The 16,168-nt window shown below is 69.6% G+C and carries 21 protein-coding genes and 1 tRNA gene; 12 read left to right on the plus strand and 10 right to left on the minus strand.

The window, feature by feature from the left end; genetic code table 11:
* The first annotated feature begins 35 nt into the window (after positions 1–35).
* The 4 genes from ACFYUV_RS25270 (at position 36) to ACFYUV_RS25285 (ending at position 2,675) form a co-directional block, all read left to right on the plus strand.
* On the plus strand, positions 36–995 hold the full coding sequence (locus ACFYUV_RS25270; RefSeq protein WP_387671734.1) for a neutral zinc metallopeptidase: 960 nt from the start codon (positions 36–38) through the stop codon (positions 993–995).
* Between the two features lie 53 nt (positions 996–1,048).
* The gene (locus tag ACFYUV_RS25275; RefSeq protein ID WP_358291277.1) at positions 1,049–1,906 is read left to right on the plus strand and encodes a neutral zinc metallopeptidase; all 858 of its coding nucleotides are present in this window, start codon (positions 1,049–1,051) and stop codon (positions 1,904–1,906) included.
* Between the two features lie 45 nt (positions 1,907–1,951).
* Complete coding sequence (locus ACFYUV_RS25280) at positions 1,952–2,248, plus strand: type II toxin-antitoxin system VapB family antitoxin (protein ID WP_352318431.1); 297 nt, start codon at positions 1,952–1,954, stop codon at positions 2,246–2,248.
* Between the two features lie 109 nt (positions 2,249–2,357).
* Positions 2,358–2,675, plus strand: a complete 318-nt coding sequence (locus tag ACFYUV_RS25285) for a hypothetical protein (protein ID WP_364332982.1) — start codon at positions 2,358–2,360, stop codon at positions 2,673–2,675.
* A gap of 40 nt (positions 2,676–2,715) precedes the next feature.
* On the opposite strand, the gene ACFYUV_RS25290 is transcribed toward ACFYUV_RS25285, so the two are convergent.
* The 4 genes from ACFYUV_RS25290 to ACFYUV_RS25305 all read right to left on the minus strand — a co-directional run bounded on the left by ACFYUV_RS25290 (position 2,716) and on the right by ACFYUV_RS25305 (position 4,279).
* A tRNA-Ser gene (locus tag ACFYUV_RS25290) sits at positions 2,716–2,805 on the minus strand.
* A gap of 10 nt (positions 2,806–2,815) precedes the next feature.
* Complete coding sequence (gene tadA, locus ACFYUV_RS25295; RefSeq protein WP_387672201.1) at positions 2,816–3,253, minus strand: tRNA adenosine(34) deaminase TadA; 438 nt, start codon at positions 3,251–3,253, stop codon at positions 2,816–2,818.
* Between the two features lie 14 nt (positions 3,254–3,267).
* Positions 3,268–3,744, minus strand: coding sequence for a tRNA adenosine deaminase-associated protein (locus tag ACFYUV_RS25300; protein ID WP_387671735.1), 477 nt, complete (start codon positions 3,742–3,744; stop codon positions 3,268–3,270).
* A 19-nt stretch (positions 3,745–3,763) separates the two neighbouring features.
* Positions 3,764–4,279 carry a tRNA adenosine deaminase-associated protein gene (locus ACFYUV_RS25305; protein ID WP_387671736.1) on the minus strand — a complete coding sequence of 172 codons (516 nt, stop codon included), beginning with the start codon at positions 4,277–4,279 and terminating at the stop codon, positions 3,764–3,766.
* 149 nt (positions 4,280–4,428) lie between these two features.
* On the opposite strand from ACFYUV_RS25305, the gene upp reads away from it, so the two are divergent.
* The 5 genes from upp to ACFYUV_RS25330 all read left to right on the plus strand — a co-directional run bounded on the left by upp (position 4,429) and on the right by ACFYUV_RS25330 (position 8,503).
* Positions 4,429–5,067, plus strand: coding sequence for a uracil phosphoribosyltransferase (gene upp, locus ACFYUV_RS25310; protein WP_387671738.1), 639 nt, complete (start codon positions 4,429–4,431; stop codon positions 5,065–5,067).
* A gap of 210 nt (positions 5,068–5,277) precedes the next feature.
* Positions 5,278–5,502, plus strand: a complete 225-nt coding sequence (locus ACFYUV_RS25315) for a hypothetical protein (RefSeq protein ID WP_352318442.1) — start codon at positions 5,278–5,280, stop codon at positions 5,500–5,502.
* Positions 5,503–5,754: 252 nt separating this feature from the next.
* Positions 5,755–6,288: a PH domain-containing protein gene (locus ACFYUV_RS25320; protein ID WP_352318446.1), complete on the plus strand. Its 534-nt coding sequence runs from the start codon at positions 5,755–5,757 to the stop codon at positions 6,286–6,288.
* Between the two features lie 96 nt (positions 6,289–6,384).
* Entirely contained in the window at positions 6,385–7,728 is a 1,344-nt protein-coding gene (locus tag ACFYUV_RS25325; protein ID WP_387671740.1) for a helix-turn-helix domain-containing protein, read from the plus strand.
* A gap of 100 nt (positions 7,729–7,828) precedes the next feature.
* Positions 7,829–8,503, plus strand: a complete 675-nt coding sequence (locus ACFYUV_RS25330; protein WP_352318450.1) for a FadR/GntR family transcriptional regulator — start codon at positions 7,829–7,831, stop codon at positions 8,501–8,503.
* A 7-nt stretch (positions 8,504–8,510) separates the two neighbouring features.
* Here the strand turns inward: ACFYUV_RS25330 and ACFYUV_RS25335 are convergent, their stop codons facing one another.
* Both ACFYUV_RS25335 and ACFYUV_RS25340 read right to left on the minus strand, forming a co-directional pair.
* Positions 8,511–9,353, minus strand: coding sequence for an SDR family oxidoreductase (locus tag ACFYUV_RS25335; RefSeq protein WP_387671741.1), 843 nt, complete (start codon positions 9,351–9,353; stop codon positions 8,511–8,513).
* Entirely contained in the window at positions 9,350–9,637 is a 288-nt protein-coding gene (locus ACFYUV_RS25340) for an antibiotic biosynthesis monooxygenase (RefSeq protein WP_387671743.1), read from the minus strand. Before ACFYUV_RS25340 ends, ACFYUV_RS25335 begins: the two co-directional genes overlap by 4 nt.
* A gap of 62 nt (positions 9,638–9,699) precedes the next feature.
* On the opposite strand from ACFYUV_RS25340, the gene ACFYUV_RS25345 reads away from it, so the two are divergent.
* Positions 9,700–10,155, plus strand: coding sequence for a MarR family winged helix-turn-helix transcriptional regulator (locus ACFYUV_RS25345; RefSeq protein ID WP_387671745.1), 456 nt, complete (start codon positions 9,700–9,702; stop codon positions 10,153–10,155).
* Between the two features lie 7 nt (positions 10,156–10,162).
* On the opposite strand, the gene dnaN is transcribed toward ACFYUV_RS25345, so the two are convergent.
* The 3 genes from dnaN to ACFYUV_RS25360 form a co-directional block, all read right to left on the minus strand.
* Positions 10,163–11,260: a DNA polymerase III subunit beta gene (gene dnaN, locus ACFYUV_RS25350; RefSeq protein ID WP_387671747.1), complete on the minus strand. Its 1,098-nt coding sequence runs from the start codon at positions 11,258–11,260 to the stop codon at positions 10,163–10,165.
* 124 nt (positions 11,261–11,384) lie between these two features.
* Complete coding sequence (locus tag ACFYUV_RS25355) at positions 11,385–12,038, minus strand: response regulator transcription factor (RefSeq protein ID WP_352362228.1); 654 nt, start codon at positions 12,036–12,038, stop codon at positions 11,385–11,387.
* A complete protein-coding gene (locus tag ACFYUV_RS25360; RefSeq protein WP_387671749.1) occupies positions 12,038–13,456 on the minus strand; it encodes a sensor histidine kinase in 1,419 nt (472 codons plus the stop codon). Before ACFYUV_RS25360 ends, ACFYUV_RS25355 begins: the two co-directional genes overlap by 1 nt.
* 109 nt (positions 13,457–13,565) lie before the next feature.
* On the opposite strand from ACFYUV_RS25360, the gene ACFYUV_RS25365 reads away from it, so the two are divergent.
* Positions 13,566–14,471 carry an ABC transporter ATP-binding protein gene (locus ACFYUV_RS25365; RefSeq protein WP_352362232.1) on the plus strand — a complete coding sequence of 302 codons (906 nt, stop codon included), beginning with the start codon at positions 13,566–13,568 and terminating at the stop codon, positions 14,469–14,471.
* On the plus strand, positions 14,468–15,199 hold the full coding sequence (locus ACFYUV_RS25370; RefSeq protein WP_358291255.1) for an ABC transporter permease: 732 nt from the start codon (positions 14,468–14,470) through the stop codon (positions 15,197–15,199). The genes ACFYUV_RS25365 and ACFYUV_RS25370 overlap by 4 nt, the downstream gene beginning before the upstream one ends.
* A gap of 5 nt (positions 15,200–15,204) precedes the next feature.
* On the opposite strand, the gene ACFYUV_RS25375 is transcribed toward ACFYUV_RS25370, so the two are convergent.
* Positions 15,205–16,116 (minus strand): SMP-30/gluconolactonase/LRE family protein, encoded by a 912-nt coding sequence (locus ACFYUV_RS25375; protein WP_387671752.1) that lies wholly within the window; start codon positions 16,114–16,116, stop codon positions 15,205–15,207.
* Positions 16,117–16,168 lie beyond the last annotated feature (52 nt).

Here is a 16,168-nt window from a genome sequence, read left to right on the forward strand (position 1 = left end):
GCGTAATCGACCGACTACGGGGGATGACACAGGGCATGCAGTTCGACGACGACGCGCCACTCGACCCCTCACAGGTCGAGGACGTCCGGGCCTCCGGCTCCCAGCCCGGCCGGGGTGGCGGCGGCTGGGGCGGGATGCCGGGCGGCGGCTGCATGTTGCCCATCGGCGGCCGTGGCGGCGGCTGCCTGCTGCTGGTCCTGGCGGTGGCCGGGCTGTTCCTGTTCAAGCTGGCCCCCACGCCGTTCAGCGGCGACGAGGGCGGCGAGCAGGGCGGCGCACGCTACCCGAGCGCCCCCGGCCAGCTCTCCCCCAGCGGCAACCTGGCCGAGCGCTGCCGTACGGGCGCCGACGCCGACCAGTCGGAGGACTGCCGGATCGTCGGCACGGTGAACAGCATCCAGTCCTACTGGCGGCAGGAGTTCAAGGAACGCGACCAGCAGTACACGCCGGCCAAGACCGTGCTGTTCTCGCGGGCGGTGAACACCGGCTGCGGCCCCGCCGACTCGGCCGTGGGCCCGTTCTACTGCCCGCGCGACCGCAAGGTCTACCTGGACCTGGCCTTCTTCGACACGCTCCAGCGCGACTTCGGCGCCGAGGGCGGCCCGTTCGCCCAGGCGTACGTGGTCGCCCACGAGTACGGCCACCACGTCCAGAACCTGCTCGGCACCATGGACAAGGTCGGCAACAACAGCCGGCCGGGCGCCGGCAGCGCGTCCGTGCGCCTGGAGCTGCAGGCCGACTGCTACGCCGGCGTCTGGGCGCACAACGCGGTCAAGACGGGCTTCTACCGCGAGCCGTTCTCGCAGGCCGACATCAACCAGGCCCTCGACGCCGCCGCGGCGGTCGGCGACGACAGCATCCAGCGCCGCTCGCAGGGCCGCGTCACGCCCGACGCGTTCACCCACGGCACCTCCCAGCAACGCGAGAAGTGGTTCAGCGTCGGATACGACAGCGGCCTCCCGGACAGATGTGACACCTTCTCGGATGGCATCTAGGCGCCCTCCCGGGGAAGCTCTCTAGCGGGCAGCACCCAGAAGGGACGTCAGATATGGATTTCAAGGACGACGTCAACCTCGACTCGTCGCAGGTCGAGGACGTCGGCGGTCGCGGTGGCGGCGGTTTCTCGGGCGGCGGCTTCCCCGGCGGCATGGTCCTCGGGGGCGGCGGCATCGTCGGCCTGATCGCCTTAGTGCTGGTGTTCGTGCTCAACAACCTCGGCGGCGGGGGCGGCGACGCCGAGCCGGCGCAGAAGCAACCCCCGGCCAAACTCGCCGAGGAGTGCAAGACGGGCAAGGACGCCGACCAGTCGGAGAAGTGCCGCGTCGTCGGCGTGGTCAACAGCATCCAGGACTACTGGAAGCAGGAGATCCCCGACTACCGGACGTCGAAGACGATCCTGTACTCCGGCAGCCTCCGCACCGGCTGCGGCGCGGCCAGTTCCGCCGTCGGGCCGTTCTACTGCCCGAGCGACCAGCGCGTCTACCTCGACCTGAGCTTCTTCGACCAGCTCCACAGCCAGTTCGGCGCCAAGGGCGGCCCCTTCGCCCAGGCGTACGTGATCGCCCACGAATACGGCCATCACGTCCAGGACCTGCGTGGGGCCCTCCAGTCGGACACCGGCAGCTCGGTCCCCGTCGAGCTCCAGGCCGACTGCTACGCGGGCGTGTGGGCGCACAACGCCGTCCGCACCGGCTTCTACGAAAAGGCCTTCACCCAGACGGAAATCGCCGAGGCACTGGACGCCGCGGCCGCCGTGGGCGACGACAGAATCCAGCAACGCACGAGCGGCAGAATCGATCCCGAATCGTTTACGCACGGCTCGTCCGAGCAACGCGTCAACGCCTTCCAGCGCGGCTACCAAAACGGCCGGCCGGGCGAGTGTGAACAGTCTGAGCTGGGCCGATAGCCCTGGACAACGCAGCAGGTCGAATTCTCTCCTAAAATGAGGTGGGTGATCTTCAAGCTCGTCGGCGACGGACGCCCTTATCCCGAACACGGTCTGACGAACCGAGAGTGGGCGCAGATCCCTCCCAGGCAGGTCCGGCTCGACTCGTTGATCACCACGAAGGCCATGCTGGACCTGCACTCGCTGCTCGCCGCGGACTCCACTTTCTACGGCGACCTGTTCCCGCACGTCGTGCAGTGGCAGGGCGAGCTCTACCTGGAGGACGGCCTCCACCGGGCCCTGCGCGCGGCCCTGCACCAACGGTCGATCCTGCACGCCAGGGTCCTCGATCTGCCCAACTGAAACGCGCCGGAAAAGGGAGCCGCCATTCGCGGCTCCCTTTTTCATGTGTCAACCTGATCGACGTGCCGTGTGTCACGTCCGCGTCTTTCAACATCATTCGGAGAATGCCGTGTCGTATCCACCGCCACACGGGTCGTGGCCGCCACCCGGATACGGCCCGCCGTCCTACTACTCGCAGCCGCCGGCGCACGAGTACGTCGAGGAGCCCGGGCCGCTCGACAATCGCAACCTGATCGTGCTGCTGGCCATCGGACTGCCGCTGCTGCTCCTGAGCGCCTGCGGCGCGCTGTTCTTCGTCCTGACCGACGACGGCCGTCCGGAGACCCGCGGCGGCGGGACGGTCCAGACGCAGGTCGTCGAGGACAGCCCGCCGGACGTCCAGCTCAACCTGAATCCGCCGGCCGACGGGCCCACCCAGCAGCCCTGAGGGCAAAAGAAAAGGGCCTCCGAGGTCGTCGGAGGCCCGCTGGCGGTGGTGGTGGGATTTGAACCCACGGATGAGTTGCCCCATCACACGCTTTCGAGGCGTGCGCCCTCGGCCACTAGGCGACACCACCGCGGACGAGCTTACCGGATTCTCCGAGTAGCGAAGAACGTCTTGAGGACGGCAGAGCATTCTTCGGCCAGGACGCCCATGACGACCTCGGGCCGATGGTTGAGCCTGCGGTCGCGTACGACGTCCCAGAGCGAGCCCACGGCGCCGGCCTTGGCGTCGACGGCGCCGTACACGATCCGGTCGACCCGGGCGAGCACGGACGCGCCCGCGCACATCGTGCACGGCTCCAGCGTGACCACCAGCGTGCAGCCGCTCAGCCGCCACTCCCCGCGCAGCGCGGCGGCCCGCCTGAGCGCCAGCACCTCGGCGTGCGCGGTGGGATCCGCGGCGGACTCGCGGTCGTTGCCGGCCGCGGCCAGCACCTCGCCCACCGGGCCGAGCACGACGGCGCCGACGGGGATCTCGCCCCTGCCGCCGGCCGCGACGGCCTCGGCCAGGGCCAGGCGCATCGCTTCCTCGTGGGTCAACGCAACCGGTCGAGCTCGTCGGCGAACGACAGCCGTTCGGCGATCACCGAGAGGACGTCGGCGGGCAGCAGCCCCTCCTCCATGCTCAGCTCCAGCAGCTCCTCGGCGCTCACGCCGAGGTCGCTGAGCAGCTCGAAGTCACCGGCGGGACGCACGCCGAGCCCGTTGCCCTCCTTGTCGGGGGCCACGCCGGCGAACTCGGCGAACAGCTCGCCCATGCTGTTGGAGGTGATCGCGTGCACGTCCGACAGGAACACCCGGGGCTCGTCCTCGCCGCGGTAGCGGGCGATGGCGAACCATTCGTCCTCGACCTCGACGCAGAGCAGGGCCAGCTCGTCGCCCGTCAGGCCCAGGGTCTCGATGACGGCGTCACCGAAGTCGTCGACGATCTCCGCGTGGCGCAGATCGACCTCTGCGCCGGTCCAGCCGTCGGAAGTCCTGACAAAAGCCGCAGAGAAGGTGTTGGACGCCATGCCCGCACTCCAGGGGGGTTCAGCCGAAGACCGATTCGATGGCACGCTCGAACGGCTCGGAGAAGCCGAGTCGCGCGGCGATGCTGGACAGCACATCTTCGGGGAGGAGATCGATGTCGCCGGAGAGGATGCCCAGCTCCATCTCGTCCAATCCGAGATCGGCGAAGATCGACAGATCTCCCGCCGGCAGCACGGTCTCCTCGTCCTGGAGGATCTCGTCGAGCTCCTCCTCGTCGGGGACCGGCACGTCGAGGTAGTGCAGCACCTGGCGGGCGAGCGGGAAGTCCCAGGAGGCGGCGATGTCGGACAGGAAGACGTCGACCCGCTCGCCGAGCACGCGCAGCGCCACGAAGAACTCGTCGCCGACGGCGATCAGGCCGATGGTGCCGCTCTCGCTCGGCTGCTGCCTGAGGGCCTGGATCAGGCCCTGGAGGTCGGACGTGAGCGTGACGGGCAACAGCTCAGCGTGCCACCGCTCGTCCTCGCGGTAAATCACTATGGCGAAGTCGAGCGCATCTTCGTCTGTCATCGCCATCCCCACCCGAGCCTCTGACACGACAGGTTCGCACCAGACCCCAATCGTTCCAGAACAGGCCACGCGGCGTGTGCTTCTCCGACCAAATTGTGATCAAAACCAAAGGCCCGGGATGCCACCACTCCGTCCACCGGATACCGTTGGGCGCTATGGAAACCCTCGTCGTCGACCATCCGCTCGTGGCCCACAAGCTCACCACGCTGCGCGATGTCCGCACCGACTCCCCGACCTTCCGCAGGCTCGCGGACGAGTTGGTGACGCTGCTGGCGTACGAGGCGACGCGCGACGTCCGGGTCACCGACGTCACCGTCCAGACCCCGGTCTCCCCCGCCCACGGTGTGCGCCTGGCCAAGCCCCAGCCGCTCGTCGTGCCCATCCTGCGCGCCGGGCTCGGCATGCTCGACGGCATGACCCGGCTGCTGCCCACCGCCGAGGTCGGCTTCCTCGGCATGATCCGCAACGAGTCCACCCTCCAGGCCGAGACGTACGCCACCCGCCTGCCCGACGACCTGTCCGGGCGTCAGTGCTTCGTCGTCGACCCGATGCTCGCCACCGGCGGCACGCTCGCCGCGGCCGTGCAGTTCCTGTTCGACCGGGGCGCGGTCGACGTCACGGCCATCTGCCTGCTGGCCGCCCCCGAGGGCCTGGCGTACATGGACAAGGCGTTCGCCGGCTCCGGCAAGCCCATCCGCGTGGTCACCGCCGCCCTCGACGAGCGGCTCAACGAGAACGGCTACATCGTCCCCGGCCTCGGCGACGCCGGCGACCGCCTCTACGGCGTGGTCTGACCCTTCCATCGGCTCCCCTTCTCCTTACGCTGGGTCGTCACTTCGTTACATACTGTGGTTGGGTGGGTACGAAGAGACAGGAAGGGAACTTCCGCATGCGCGTGGGGGAAGCACGATGAGCGACATGCCCGGTGTCGAGGAGTCCTCGTGAACGAGCGACCGACCGGCAACAGCAGTGCCCCGTCTCATGCGACCAGCACAGGAGGGCGCATGAGCGAGCACACCGAGGCCGACCCGACCCCGTACGCGGAGGTCGAGGCCGCGCTGCGCGACGAGTTCGCCGGCGTGCATTCCTCCACCACCGTAACCCGCTGTGTGGAAGCAGCGCACTACGGCGCGCTGGAGGTCACCGGCTATGCGCATCCGAGCCTTGTGGAGCGCATCGCCCGGAAGCACCTTCACGTCCTGGCGCTGGTCGCCAGCGAACGTGGCTAAGCAAGATCAAAACTAACCCGCCAAGTTACCTTTACCCCGGCTACCGGGTGGGTAATGTATACGGCGGGTGGAGTGGGTTAGTGGCACGGAGGCGACAGTGCAGGTCAAAAAAGTCCTCACATACAGTGGGATCGCATTTGTGGCGTACTACCTGTTCGCACGACCAGCTGATGCCGCAGACGCGGTGAAGGGGGCGTTCGACACGGTGTTCAACGCGGCCGACTCTCTGGCCCAATTTGTGAACAACCTCGCATGAGACTGGTGACCCACGGGGACTCTGCTCCGTCGTCGGTCAACCGCTACCTCCTCCCCAACGAACAACAGGTCATCATGGTGCGGCGTCATCCCGCCGTGCTGCTGCGCCCGGTCGCCGAGGTCTTCGGCGGCCTGGTCATCGCCGGGCTCCTCAGCAAGTTCTTCGGTGGAGGGGAGTCCGGCGGCACGGCGCTCGTCGTGGTGTGGTGGCTGTGGCTGCTGCTGCTCGTGCGTTTCGTGTGGAAAGTCGCGGAGTGGTCGGTCGATTACTTTGTGGTGACGTCCAAGCGGATGTTGCTCACCACCGGGTTGATCACGCGCAAGGTCGCGATGATGCCGCTCGGCAAGGTCACCGACATGAGCTTCCAGCGATCTCTCCTGGGCCGCATGCTCGGTTACGGCGAGTTCATCCTCGAGTCCGCTGGTCAGGACCAGGCTCTGTCAACGGTCGAGTACATTCCGTATCCGGAGACCCTCTACCTGGAGGTCTGCCAGATGCTTTTCCCCAGCAAGGACGACAGCGACGATTAATCTCCGCGCGGCAAATTCTTCACGCGGGGATACCAGATTCGGCTACTTCATGCAATCATTGCGTGTTGTTGACCCTTCCCCGCCTTGAGAGATGAGATGCCGAGTCAGGGAACCATCGGTGACCGCGTCCGTGGACTGCGGCTGAACAGGCGGATGTCTCAGGCCCAGCTGGCCGGACCCGACCTGTCTGACAGTTATGTCTCGCTCATCGAGTCGGGCAAGCGTACGCCGACTCCTGTCGTGGCCCGCCTCCTCGCCGAGCGGCTGGGATGCACCACCGAGTTCCTCCTGCACGGCATCGAGCCGCGGCAGCGCATCGACACCGAGCTGGGTCTTCGCCATGCCGAGCTGGAGCTTCAGCACGGCGACCCCGCGGTGGCGGCCGACCGCTTCACGGAGATCGTGAAGGCGGCCGACGAGGAGAACGCCATGCTCACCGCGCACGCCCGCTTCGGCCGGGCCCGTGCGCTGGAGGTCCAGGGGCGTCTCGGCCAGGCCGTCGAGGCGTTCGAACGGCTGCGCAGGGAGGCCGCCGCGCATCCCGAGCGGCTGGCCGACCTGCCGCTCACGATCGCGCTGAGCCGCTGCTACCAGCGGGCCGGCGACCGGCTGAGGGCCCGCGACCTGGCCGCGGCCGCGCTGGAGCAGGCCGAGCGGCTGTCCATCTCGCAGGGCGAGATCGCGGTCGACCTGGCCACCGCTCTGGTCGAGGCGCGCAGCGAGCGTCAGGGCGACTCCCCCGAGCTCGAGTACGTCAAGCGGGTGCTGGACAACAGCGGCGTTCCTGAAGTTATGGACCGTTCCGAGGAGATCCACGCCCTGTGGCAGGCGAGCTCCGCCGCCGCCGCCGGTGAGGACTCCGCGCTGGCCGTGCGCCTGGCCGACGACGCCATCATGGCCGGTCGTCAGTCCCGGCTCGCGCTGCAGCTCGCGCGGGCGGCCATGCACTGGTCCAGGCTGGTCACCGCGCCGCTCGACGAGGCCGAGCGACTGGCCGCCGCCGCGTCGCGGGCGTTCGCGTCCTCCCCCGGCAGTGTCCGCGAGCACGGCGAGAGCCTGGTCGCGCACGCTCGGGTGCGGCTGCGGGCGGGCGACCAGGCGGGTGCCGCCGAGCTGGCCACCACGGCGCTGGGGCTGGCCCACGACGGTTCGGGCACCACGCCGGCCGAGGCGAACCTCGTGCTCGCCACCGTCGCGCTCGACCTCGACGGCAGTGCCACGACGCAGCTCCGTACCGCGCACGAACTGCTCGACTCGCTCGACCGCCCGGTGTTCGGGTCCGACAGGCAGGCCGCCCGCTGCTGGCGCGAGCTGGGCGACCTTTACGGGAGGGTCGGGGCAAGAGCACAGCAGACCGCCGCATATCGTAAAGCCCTTGAAGCTGCCGGAGTTCGCTCCGCGTTGGCAGGGGTGACGGTCGAGGCCACGGTCGCGCACTGAACCTCCGGGAGCTCCAGATTTGGACTTTTGAGTCTGGAATAATTAGGGTCGACCAGTCATTGACTCATAGGATGATTGGTTTCCCCGGAGGAGGCGGACTGTGAGTCTGCGTACGGCGCAGCGGGCTTCGCTCGTCGACCAGGTGATCGATCAGCTCAAGGAGCAGATCACCTCAGGGTCGTGGCAGATGAACGGCAAGATCCCCACCGAGACCGTGCTCGCCGAGCAGCTCGGAGTGGGACGCAACACCGTTCGCGAGGCCGTGCGCGCGTTGACGCACGCCGGGCTGCTCGAGTGCCGTCAGGGGGACGGCACTTACGTCCGGGCGACCAGTGAGCTGTCCGGGGCGATGCTGCGCCGGCTGCGCCAGGCCGAGCAGCTGGAGATCCTTGAGGTGCGGCGCGCGCTGGAGGTCGAGTCCGCCCGGCTGGCCGCGACCCGCCGCACCGACGAGGACATCCGCCGCATCGAGGCCGCGCTGGCCGAACGCGACCGCGCCTGGGAGCTGGACGACCCCGACTTCTTCGTCGAGGCCGACCTCGCCTTCCACATGGCGGTCGCGCACGCCACCCACAATCTCGTGCTCATCGACCTCTACGAGGACTTCTCGGCGGCTCTGCGGGCCAGCATCACGGCCGCGGGCACGTCGTTCAACAAGAGCTACATCCCGCACGACGCCATCGCCCGCGCCATCGCCGCCGGCGACGCCACCGCGGCCGAGCGGGCCGGGCACGCGTGCATGGAGCACATCCTCATCGCCCTCACCGACTCCTGACCGGCCCTCATGCGGCGGGGCGCAGCTCGGCCGCATGGTCCTTGGCGAACTCGGTGAAGCTGCGGCCCGGGCGGCCGGTCACGTCGGTGAAGGCCGTCGTCGTGAGGTCGCCCCAGTTCGCGGCGTACGCCGTGAGGTATTCCCTGGTGACGGCCGCGTCCCATTCGCGCAGGCCGGCGTCGAGCATCGAGCGGTAGGCGTCGTCGGGTGCGACGGGCTGGTAGGCGATCGGCGTGCCGTAGACCTCGGTCAGGGCGGTGGCCGCCTCCCCCATCGAGATGCTGGCCGGGCCCGTGAGGGTGTAGGTGCGGCCCTTGTGCGGCGCCGGGTCGCGCAGCACCGCGGCGGCGAAGTCACCGATGTCGCGGACGTCGATCAGCCCGATCCGGCCTTCGCCCGTGCCGCCGTAGAGGGTGTCGCCGGCCACCGAGCCGAGCAGGTTCTGCATGAAGAAGGCCGGGCGGATGACGGTCCAGTCGAGGCCCGAGGCGGCCAGCTCGACGTCGGAGAGCGCGTGCAGGCGGCCGTTGCGCGTGGGGGCGTCGTGCGCGGCTCCGATGGCCGACAGGCGCACGACGTGACGCACCCCCGCCTTCCGGGCCGCCCAGAGGGCGTTCATGCTCGCATGGGGCGCCTGGGGGCCCATGGCGGTCAACAGCCACAGGGTGTCGATCCCCTCGAAGGCGGCGTCGAGCGTGGCAGGCTGGTCGAGGTCGCCGACGGCCACCTCGACGCCCTCGGGGGCCTTGGCCGCGTCACGCACCAGGACGCGCACGTCGCTCAGGTCGCCCAGCGACTTCAGCACGGCCCCGGAGACGGTGCCGGTGGCACCGGTGATCAGGATGGTCATCGCAATGTCCCCTCTTCTGCAGAGATCAACTCGTCGATCAGGTCGAAGAACTGCTGGATGCCGGGCAGGTTCGCGCCCTTGGCACGGGAGGCGGCGAAGTCGTCGCCCGAGCGCCAGTCGACGATGTCCAGCCACTCGTCGTCGGACAGGCGGACCAGCCGGGCGCCGAGGAATCCGGCGCGGTCGGCCGCGAAGTCGGCGAGCATGCCCGGACGGGCCGCCAGCAACTGGCCGGCGCGTTCCGGGGACACTCTGAATCTGGTGAGTTCCACCGTCGTGGTCATGGCATGACGATATAGTAAGAATCAGTGACAGTCAAAATCAGTGACTAATTGGAGGGCCGCACGTGCGCAGGAGTCATCGCAAGCAGGACGAACCAGATCTCGGGGTCCTGGCGGGGCGCACGCTCTTCGCCCTGCAGCGCGACCTGTTCGCCAAGCTGGCCGAGCAGGGCCATCCGGGGCTGCGGCCGCGGCACGGCGCCGTGCTGGCCTACCTGGACGAGGAGGGCAGCAGGGCGACCGACCTGGCCGCGCAGTCGGGGCAGCACAAGCAGGTGATCGGCACGCTGGTGGACGAGCTGGTCGCGCTCGGCTACGTGGAGCGGCAGCCCGACCCGGCCGACCGGCGGGCCAAGCTGATCGTGCCGACGGACAAGGCGCTGGACCACATGGTGAAGTCGGACGCGATCATCGCCGAGATGGAGGCCGCGCACGCACGGGCCGTGGGCGAGCAGGCGTACGCGGAGTTCAAGAGGGTCTTCAAGCTGGTCGCCGAGCGGCAGACGCGCGCGGCGGAGTGACGGCCGCTCAGGTCAGGCGCAACGACATGACGAGGTAGCGGAAGGCGGGCTGGGCGTCGCCCGGCACGTCCTGGATGAGGGCGGGCCTGGTGGGCGACTCCATGTTGATCCTGGCCAGCTCGCCCTCGATGCCGGTCAGGCCGTCGAGCAGGAACTGCGACTGGAAGGCGATCTGGATGTCGTCGCCGCGCAGCTCGCAGGGGACCACCTCGGTGCCGCGCCCGATGTCGCCGCCGCCCGCCTGGATCAGCACCTGGCCCTGCGTGAACGACAGCCGGATCGCGGTGTTGCGCTCGGCGACCAGGGCCACCCGCTTGATCGCGTTGACGAACGGAGTCACCGCGACGTCGGCCCTGATCGACCAGTCGGAGGTCAGCCTGGCCCGGTAGTCGATGAACTGCTCGTCGAGCAGGCGCACGGTGGTGCTGCGGCCGACGCTCTCGAACCCGGCCACGCCGTCGCCCATCGCGACCGACACCTCGCCGCCGCGCAGCGACTTGGCCACCTCGACCAGCACCTTCGCCGGCACCATGGCCGAGACGGCGACGTCGGGCGTGGCCGGACGCCAGGTGAAGTCGCGGGCGGCGATGCGGTAGCGGTCGGTGGAGGCCATCGCCACGGACTCGCCCTCGATGTCGACCCGGATGCCGGTGAGCATCGGCAGCGTGTCGTCGCGGCTGGCGGCGGGCGCGACCTGGTTCACCGCGGAGGCGAACACGCCGCCGCCGATCGCGCCGATGCTCGGGGGCATCGTCGGCAGGGCCGGGAAGTCCTCGACCGGCATCGTGATCAGCCCGAACTCGGCGCTTCCGCAGGTCAGCACGGCCTCGGCGCCTTCGGTGACGATCTCGACGTCTTCGGCCGGCAGGCTGCGGCTGATCTCGGCGAGCAGCCGGCCGGGGATGAGCACGCTCCCGGACTCGACGATGTCGGCGTCGACCAGGGCGCGCGCGGAGACGTCGTAGTCGAAGGCGGACAGGCTCAGCTCGTCGCCCGCCTCCAGCAGCAACCCGGAGAGCACGGGCACCACCGGGCGGCTGGGCAGGACTCTGGCGGCCCATGCCACCGCATCTGCCAGTACATCGCGGTTAACCCGGATCTTCACGAGGATCCACCCTTTCGTCGCGCCGTGCCTCTATGAAAATAGCCGCTCCCACCGACAACTCCGGCTGTGTCCGGGCACGGCTGGGCGCCCTGTGCACAATGGGCCTGGTGGGACCGGAAGGGCGTCAGGCGCGGCTGTTCAGGTAGGCGAGCACGGCGAGGACGCGGCGGTTGTCGTCGTCGGAGGGGGCCAGGCCGAGCTTGGCGAAGATGCCGGCCGTGTGCTTGGCGACGGCGCTCTCGCTGAGGAAGAGCCGCTGGGAGATCGCGGCGTTGGAGCGGCCCTCCGCCATGGCCTCCAGCACCTCGCGCTCGCGGGGCGTGAGCGCGGCCAGCGGCTCGTTCCTGGCGTTGCTGGCCAGCAGCTTGGCGATCACCTCGGGGTCCATCGCGGTGCCGCCTTCGGCCACCCTGCGCACGGCGTCGACGAACTGCTCCGCGTTGAACACCCGGTCCTTCAGCAGGTAGCCGATGCCGCCCGAGCCGTCGGCCAGCAGCTCGCGGGCGTAGAGCTGCTCGACGTGCTGCGACAGCACCAGAACGGGCAGCCCTGGAATCTGCGCGCGGGCGGCCAGCGCGGCCTGCAGGCCCTCGTCGGTGAACGTGGGCGGCAGCCGTACGTCGACGACCGAGACGTCGGGACGCAGCTCCAGCAGGCCCTTCAGCAGCTCCGGCCCGCTCTCGACGGCGGCGACGACCGTGAAGCCGTGCGCCTGCAGCAGGTGGACCAGGCCGTCTCTGAGCAGGTACAGGTCTTCAGCGACGAGCACCCGCTTCATCAGCAGGGCCCCAGACCGCCGACGCGGCCGAGTACGAGGCTTCTGTTGTGGACGAGCCGGATGCGCATGGCCGCAATGTACATGAGCGTGCCGAGGGCGATGTTGGCCACGATCACCGGCCACTGCAGGGCCTCGGGCAGGTAGAGGGCCAGGAACCAGCTCCGCTCGTCGATGTGGAACGCCTTGAAGACGGCCGTGACGAGGCCCTGGGGGAAGAGCGGGCACCAGGCCGTGCCGTACAGGACGGCGATGGTGGCGGCCTTCTTGGGAGGCAGCTTCGCCTGGTCGGCCTGCTCGGGCAGGACGTGCGGGATGTCCAGGGTGACGGTGGTGGGGCCGCCCGGCGGGCTGTGCAGGGCCAGCACGCCGTCGAAGGCGGCCAGGCGGCGTTCGATGCCGGTCAGGCCGCTGCCCTTGGCCGGGTCGGCGCCGCCCATGCCGTCGTCGCTGACGGTGACGCGCAGGGCCGCGCCGTTGACGCTGATGTCGATGGCCACCGACTCGGCGCCGCTGTGCCGGGCCGCGTTGGCGAGCAGTTCGCTGATCGCGAAGTAGGCCGCCGCCTCCACCGGGGGTTCCAGGCGGTGGGGCAGCTCGACGTCCACCTTGACGCGCAGCGGGCTGTCCATGGCCAGGGCGCGTACGGCGTCGGCGAGGCCGCGTTCGGCCAGCACCGGCGGGTGGATGCCGCGGATGACGGTGCGCAGCTCGGTCAGGGTCTCGGCGGAGGCGTCCCTGGTCTTGGCCAGCAGGGCCTTGGCGGCGGCCGGGTTGTCGTCGATGAGCTGCTCGACCGCGCCCAGCGTCATGCCGATGGCCACCAGGCGGGCCTGGGTGCCGTCGTGCAGGTCGCGTTCGATCCTGCGCATCTCGGCGGCCTGGGAGTCGGCGGCGAGGTTGCGCACCTGCCGCAGATGGGTGACCTGGACGGCCAGGCGGCTGGCGGAGGTGGCGCCGAGCAGCAGGCGGACGGTGAGGGCGTACAGACGCAGGCCGCGCGCCGGGAGCAGGACGAACAGCGGCAGCAGGCCGATCTTGACGATCGGGTCGAGCGTCAGCCAGAGCGTGTCGCGCCAGGTCGCCGGGTCGGTGAGCAGCCACTTGAACCGGTCGTTCCAGGCCGGCATGCGCGGCGACTTGTACAGCGTGCGGTCGACGCGGTAGAGGCCGTCGGCCATGGGGACCGGCGGCGGCGGCTCGGGCAGGTAGGGCGCCTCGATCTCGACGCCGGTCCAGGCGCGCAGCAGGCGCCGGTGCTGCTCGGCCGCCCGCCTGACCAGCCTGGCCTGCCACGGGAAGAAGAAGACCATCCCCAGCGCGAACGACAGCATGATCATGGCGCCGGCCAAGGGGATCAGCGCCACCTCGACCAGCAGCAGCGCGAACAAGACCGCGACCTGCCCGATCCGTTGAAGCATGCCCCCAGTCTGCGCCACCATCGCCGCTGGGGACATTGCACCTAGATACACCCTTGCTCGGCATCTACCGAGATTCCCCAGAAAACCCGCAGCTCCTAGCGTCGATGCCATGAAGGTGATCGAAGTGCGGAACCTGCGCAAGCAGTATCCGAACCACCTCGCGGTGGACGACGTGTCTTTCGAGGTCGCCGAGGGCGAGATCTTCGGCATCCTGGGTCCCAACGGCGCCGGCAAGACCACGACCGTGGAGTGCGTGGCGGGCATGCGCCCGGCGGACGGCGGCACCGTACGCGTGGCGGGCCTGGACCCGCGGCGCGACCGGGACGAGCTGCGCCAGGTGCTCGGCATGCAGTTGCAGAGCGCCGCGCTGCCGGAGAAGATCAAGGTGTGGGAGGCCCTGGACCTTTACGCCTCCTTCTACCCCGACCCGGCCGACTGGCGGGAACTGCTCGAACACGTCGGCCTGGCGCACAAGCGGGACGCCGCCTTCAAGAGCCTCTCCGGCGGCCAGCGGCAGCGGCTGTCGGTCGCGCTGGCGCTGGTGGGCCGGCCGCGGGTGGCGGTGCTCGACGAGCTGACCACCGGCCTCGACCCGCAGGCCCGCAGGGACACCTGGGAGCTGATCGAGCAGGTGCGCGACTCGGGCGTGACGATCGTGCTGGTCACCCACTTCATGGAGGAGGCCGAGCGGCTCTGCGACCGGCTCGCGCTCATCGACGCGGGCAAGGTGGTGGCCACCGACACGCCCGCGGGCCTGATCGCCCAGGTCGGGGCCGAGCAGCACGTACGGTTCCGCCCCTCCGGCCCGCTGGACGACGCCGTGCTGCTGGCGCTGCCCGAGGTGCGCGAGGTCGTCCGGCACGGCGGTCAGGTCTCGGTGTCCGGCACCGGCAACCTCGCCCACGTGGTCACGCTGGCCCTGGCGCAGCACCAGATCATCCCGGCCGACCTGCGCATCGAGCAGGCGACCCTGGACGACGCGTTCCTCGCGCTCACCGGAAGGAAGTTGTCATGAGGAAGATCCTGCTCGTGGAGGCCAAGCTGCACCTGCGCGACTGGCCGTTCATGATCTTCACCATCGGGTTGCCGGTCGGCCTGCTGCTGGTGCTGGGGCTCAGCGTGCCGGACATGACCAAGCCCGACGCCTCCGGTCTGCGGTCGGTGGACGCGCACATGCCGGCCATGATGACCCTGCTCGCGCTGCTGACGCTGGCCTGCAGCGTGCTGCCCACCGTGCTGGCCGGCTACCGGGAGCAGGGCGTGCTCAGGCGCATGTCCACCACGCCGGTGCATCCAGGACGGCTGCTGACCGTCCAGCTCCTGGTCAACCTGACCGTCGGGGCCGTGTCCACGGTCGTGCTGATCGTGGCCGGGATGGCGGCGTTCGGCACGTCGGCGCCCAGGCAGTGGCTCGGGTTCGTGCTGGTCTTCCTGCTCGGCACCGCCGCGCTGATGGCCATCGGCCTGGTGATCGCGGCGCTGGCGCCCAACGGGAAGGCGGCCTCGGGGATCGGGTCGGCGGTGATGTTCCCGCTCATGTTCGTCGGCGGCATGTGGCTGCCGCGCGAGATGATGCCGGACGCCCTGCGCAAGGTCAGCGACTTCTCCGTGGCCGGGCCGTTCGCCCAGGCGCTCAAGGACACCTGGGCGGGACAGAGCCCCCAGCTCCTGCACCTGGTGGTGATGGCCGCGGGGCTGGCGGTGTTCGGGGGCCTGGCCGTGCGGCTGTTCCGGTGGGAGTAGGGACGTCAGCGGCGGGCCCAGACCGGGCGGGCGCCGGTGACGTTGGTCATCAGGGAGTAGAGCGAAGAGGAGGAGGCGATGAACAGCCGATTCCTCTTCAGCCCGCCGAACACCAGGTTCGCCGTGAACTCCGGCAGCCTGAGCCGGCCGATCAGGGTGCCGTCGGGGTCGTGGCAGAGCAGCGCCTTGCCGGCCGCGGCCCAGACGCGGCCGGTGTCGTCGAGGCGCATGCCGTCGAAGTTGTCGGCCTGGGTGCCCTCGGCGAAGACCCGGCCGCCCGACAGCGTGCCGTCCTCGCGCACCTCGAAGACGCGCAGGTGCCTGGCCCTGGTGTCGGCGACGTACAGGAGCTTCTCGTCGAGGGAGAAGGCCAGGCCGTTGGGGCGGACGAAGTCGTCGGCCACCACCCGCACCTCGCCGGTCACCGGGTCGGCGCGGTAGACGTGGCAGCCGTCGATCTCCTGCTCGGCCACGACGCCCTCGTAGTTGCTGGTGATGCCGTACGGGGGGTCGGTGAACCAGACCGAGCCGTCGGAGCGCACGACCGCGTCGTTGGGGCTGTTGAGGCGCTTGCCCTGCCAGCGGTCGGCGATGACGGTGATCGAGCCGTCGGGCTCGGTGCGGGTGACGCGGCGGTTGCCCTGCTCGCACGAGATCAACCGGCCCTCGCGGTCGAGGGTGTTGCCGTTGGTGTAGCCGGACGGCTGCCGGAACGGGCCGACGGCGCCGGTCATCTCGTCCCAGCGCAGCATGCGCTCGTTGGGGATGTCGCTCCAGACCAGGAAGCGGCCGGCCGGGAAGTAGACCGGGCCCTCGGCCCAACGGGTGCCGGTGTAAAGGCGTTCGATCCGGTCGTCGCCGCCGATCGTGGCGAAACGCTCGTCCAGAACCTCGAACTCGGTGGGGATCGTGTCCATGGCGGCCACCATACGGCATTCGACTATCGGCACATTTCACCGGATACCATTC

Source organism: Nonomuraea sp. NPDC003560, from assembly GCF_042878785.1.
GTDB lineage: Bacteria > Actinomycetota > Actinomycetes > Streptosporangiales > Streptosporangiaceae > Nonomuraea.

Coding starts and splice junctions, on each gene's coding strand:
- upp (WP_387671738.1), top strand. CDS start 4,429: ATGGAAACCCTCGTCGTCGACCATCCGCTCGTGGCCCACAAGCTCACC.
- ACFYUV_RS25320 (WP_352318446.1), top strand. CDS start 5,755: ATGAGACTGGTGACCCACGGGGACTCTGCTCCGTCGTCGGTCAACCGC.
- ACFYUV_RS25375 (WP_387671752.1), bottom strand. CDS start 16,116: ATGGACACGATCCCCACCGAGTTCGAGGTTCTGGACGAGCGTTTCGCC.
- ACFYUV_RS25275 (WP_358291277.1), top strand. CDS start 1,049: ATGGATTTCAAGGACGACGTCAACCTCGACTCGTCGCAGGTCGAGGAC.
- ACFYUV_RS25335 (WP_387671741.1), bottom strand. CDS start 9,353: ATGACCATCCTGATCACCGGTGCCACCGGCACCGTCTCCGGGGCCGTG.
- ACFYUV_RS25340 (WP_387671743.1), bottom strand. CDS start 9,637: ATGACCACGACGGTGGAACTCACCAGATTCAGAGTGTCCCCGGAACGC.
- ACFYUV_RS25305 (WP_387671736.1), bottom strand. CDS start 4,279: ATGGCGATGACAGACGAAGATGCGCTCGACTTCGCCATAGTGATTTAC.
- ACFYUV_RS25300 (WP_387671735.1), bottom strand. CDS start 3,744: ATGGCGTCCAACACCTTCTCTGCGGCTTTTGTCAGGACTTCCGACGGC.
- tadA (WP_387672201.1), bottom strand. CDS start 3,253: ATGCGCCTGGCCCTGGCCGAGGCCGTCGCGGCCGGCGGCAGGGGCGAG.
- ACFYUV_RS25270 (WP_387671734.1), top strand. CDS start 36: ATGCAGTTCGACGACGACGCGCCACTCGACCCCTCACAGGTCGAGGAC.
- ACFYUV_RS25355 (WP_352362228.1), bottom strand. CDS start 12,038: ATGAAGCGGGTGCTCGTCGCTGAAGACCTGTACCTGCTCAGAGACGGC.
- ACFYUV_RS25370 (WP_358291255.1), top strand. CDS start 14,468: ATGAGGAAGATCCTGCTCGTGGAGGCCAAGCTGCACCTGCGCGACTGG.
- ACFYUV_RS25315 (WP_352318442.1), top strand. CDS start 5,278: ATGAGCGAGCACACCGAGGCCGACCCGACCCCGTACGCGGAGGTCGAG.
- ACFYUV_RS25360 (WP_387671749.1), bottom strand. CDS start 13,456: ATGCTTCAACGGATCGGGCAGGTCGCGGTCTTGTTCGCGCTGCTGCTG.
- ACFYUV_RS25365 (WP_352362232.1), top strand. CDS start 13,566: ATGAAGGTGATCGAAGTGCGGAACCTGCGCAAGCAGTATCCGAACCAC.
- ACFYUV_RS25325 (WP_387671740.1), top strand. CDS start 6,385: ATGCCGAGTCAGGGAACCATCGGTGACCGCGTCCGTGGACTGCGGCTG.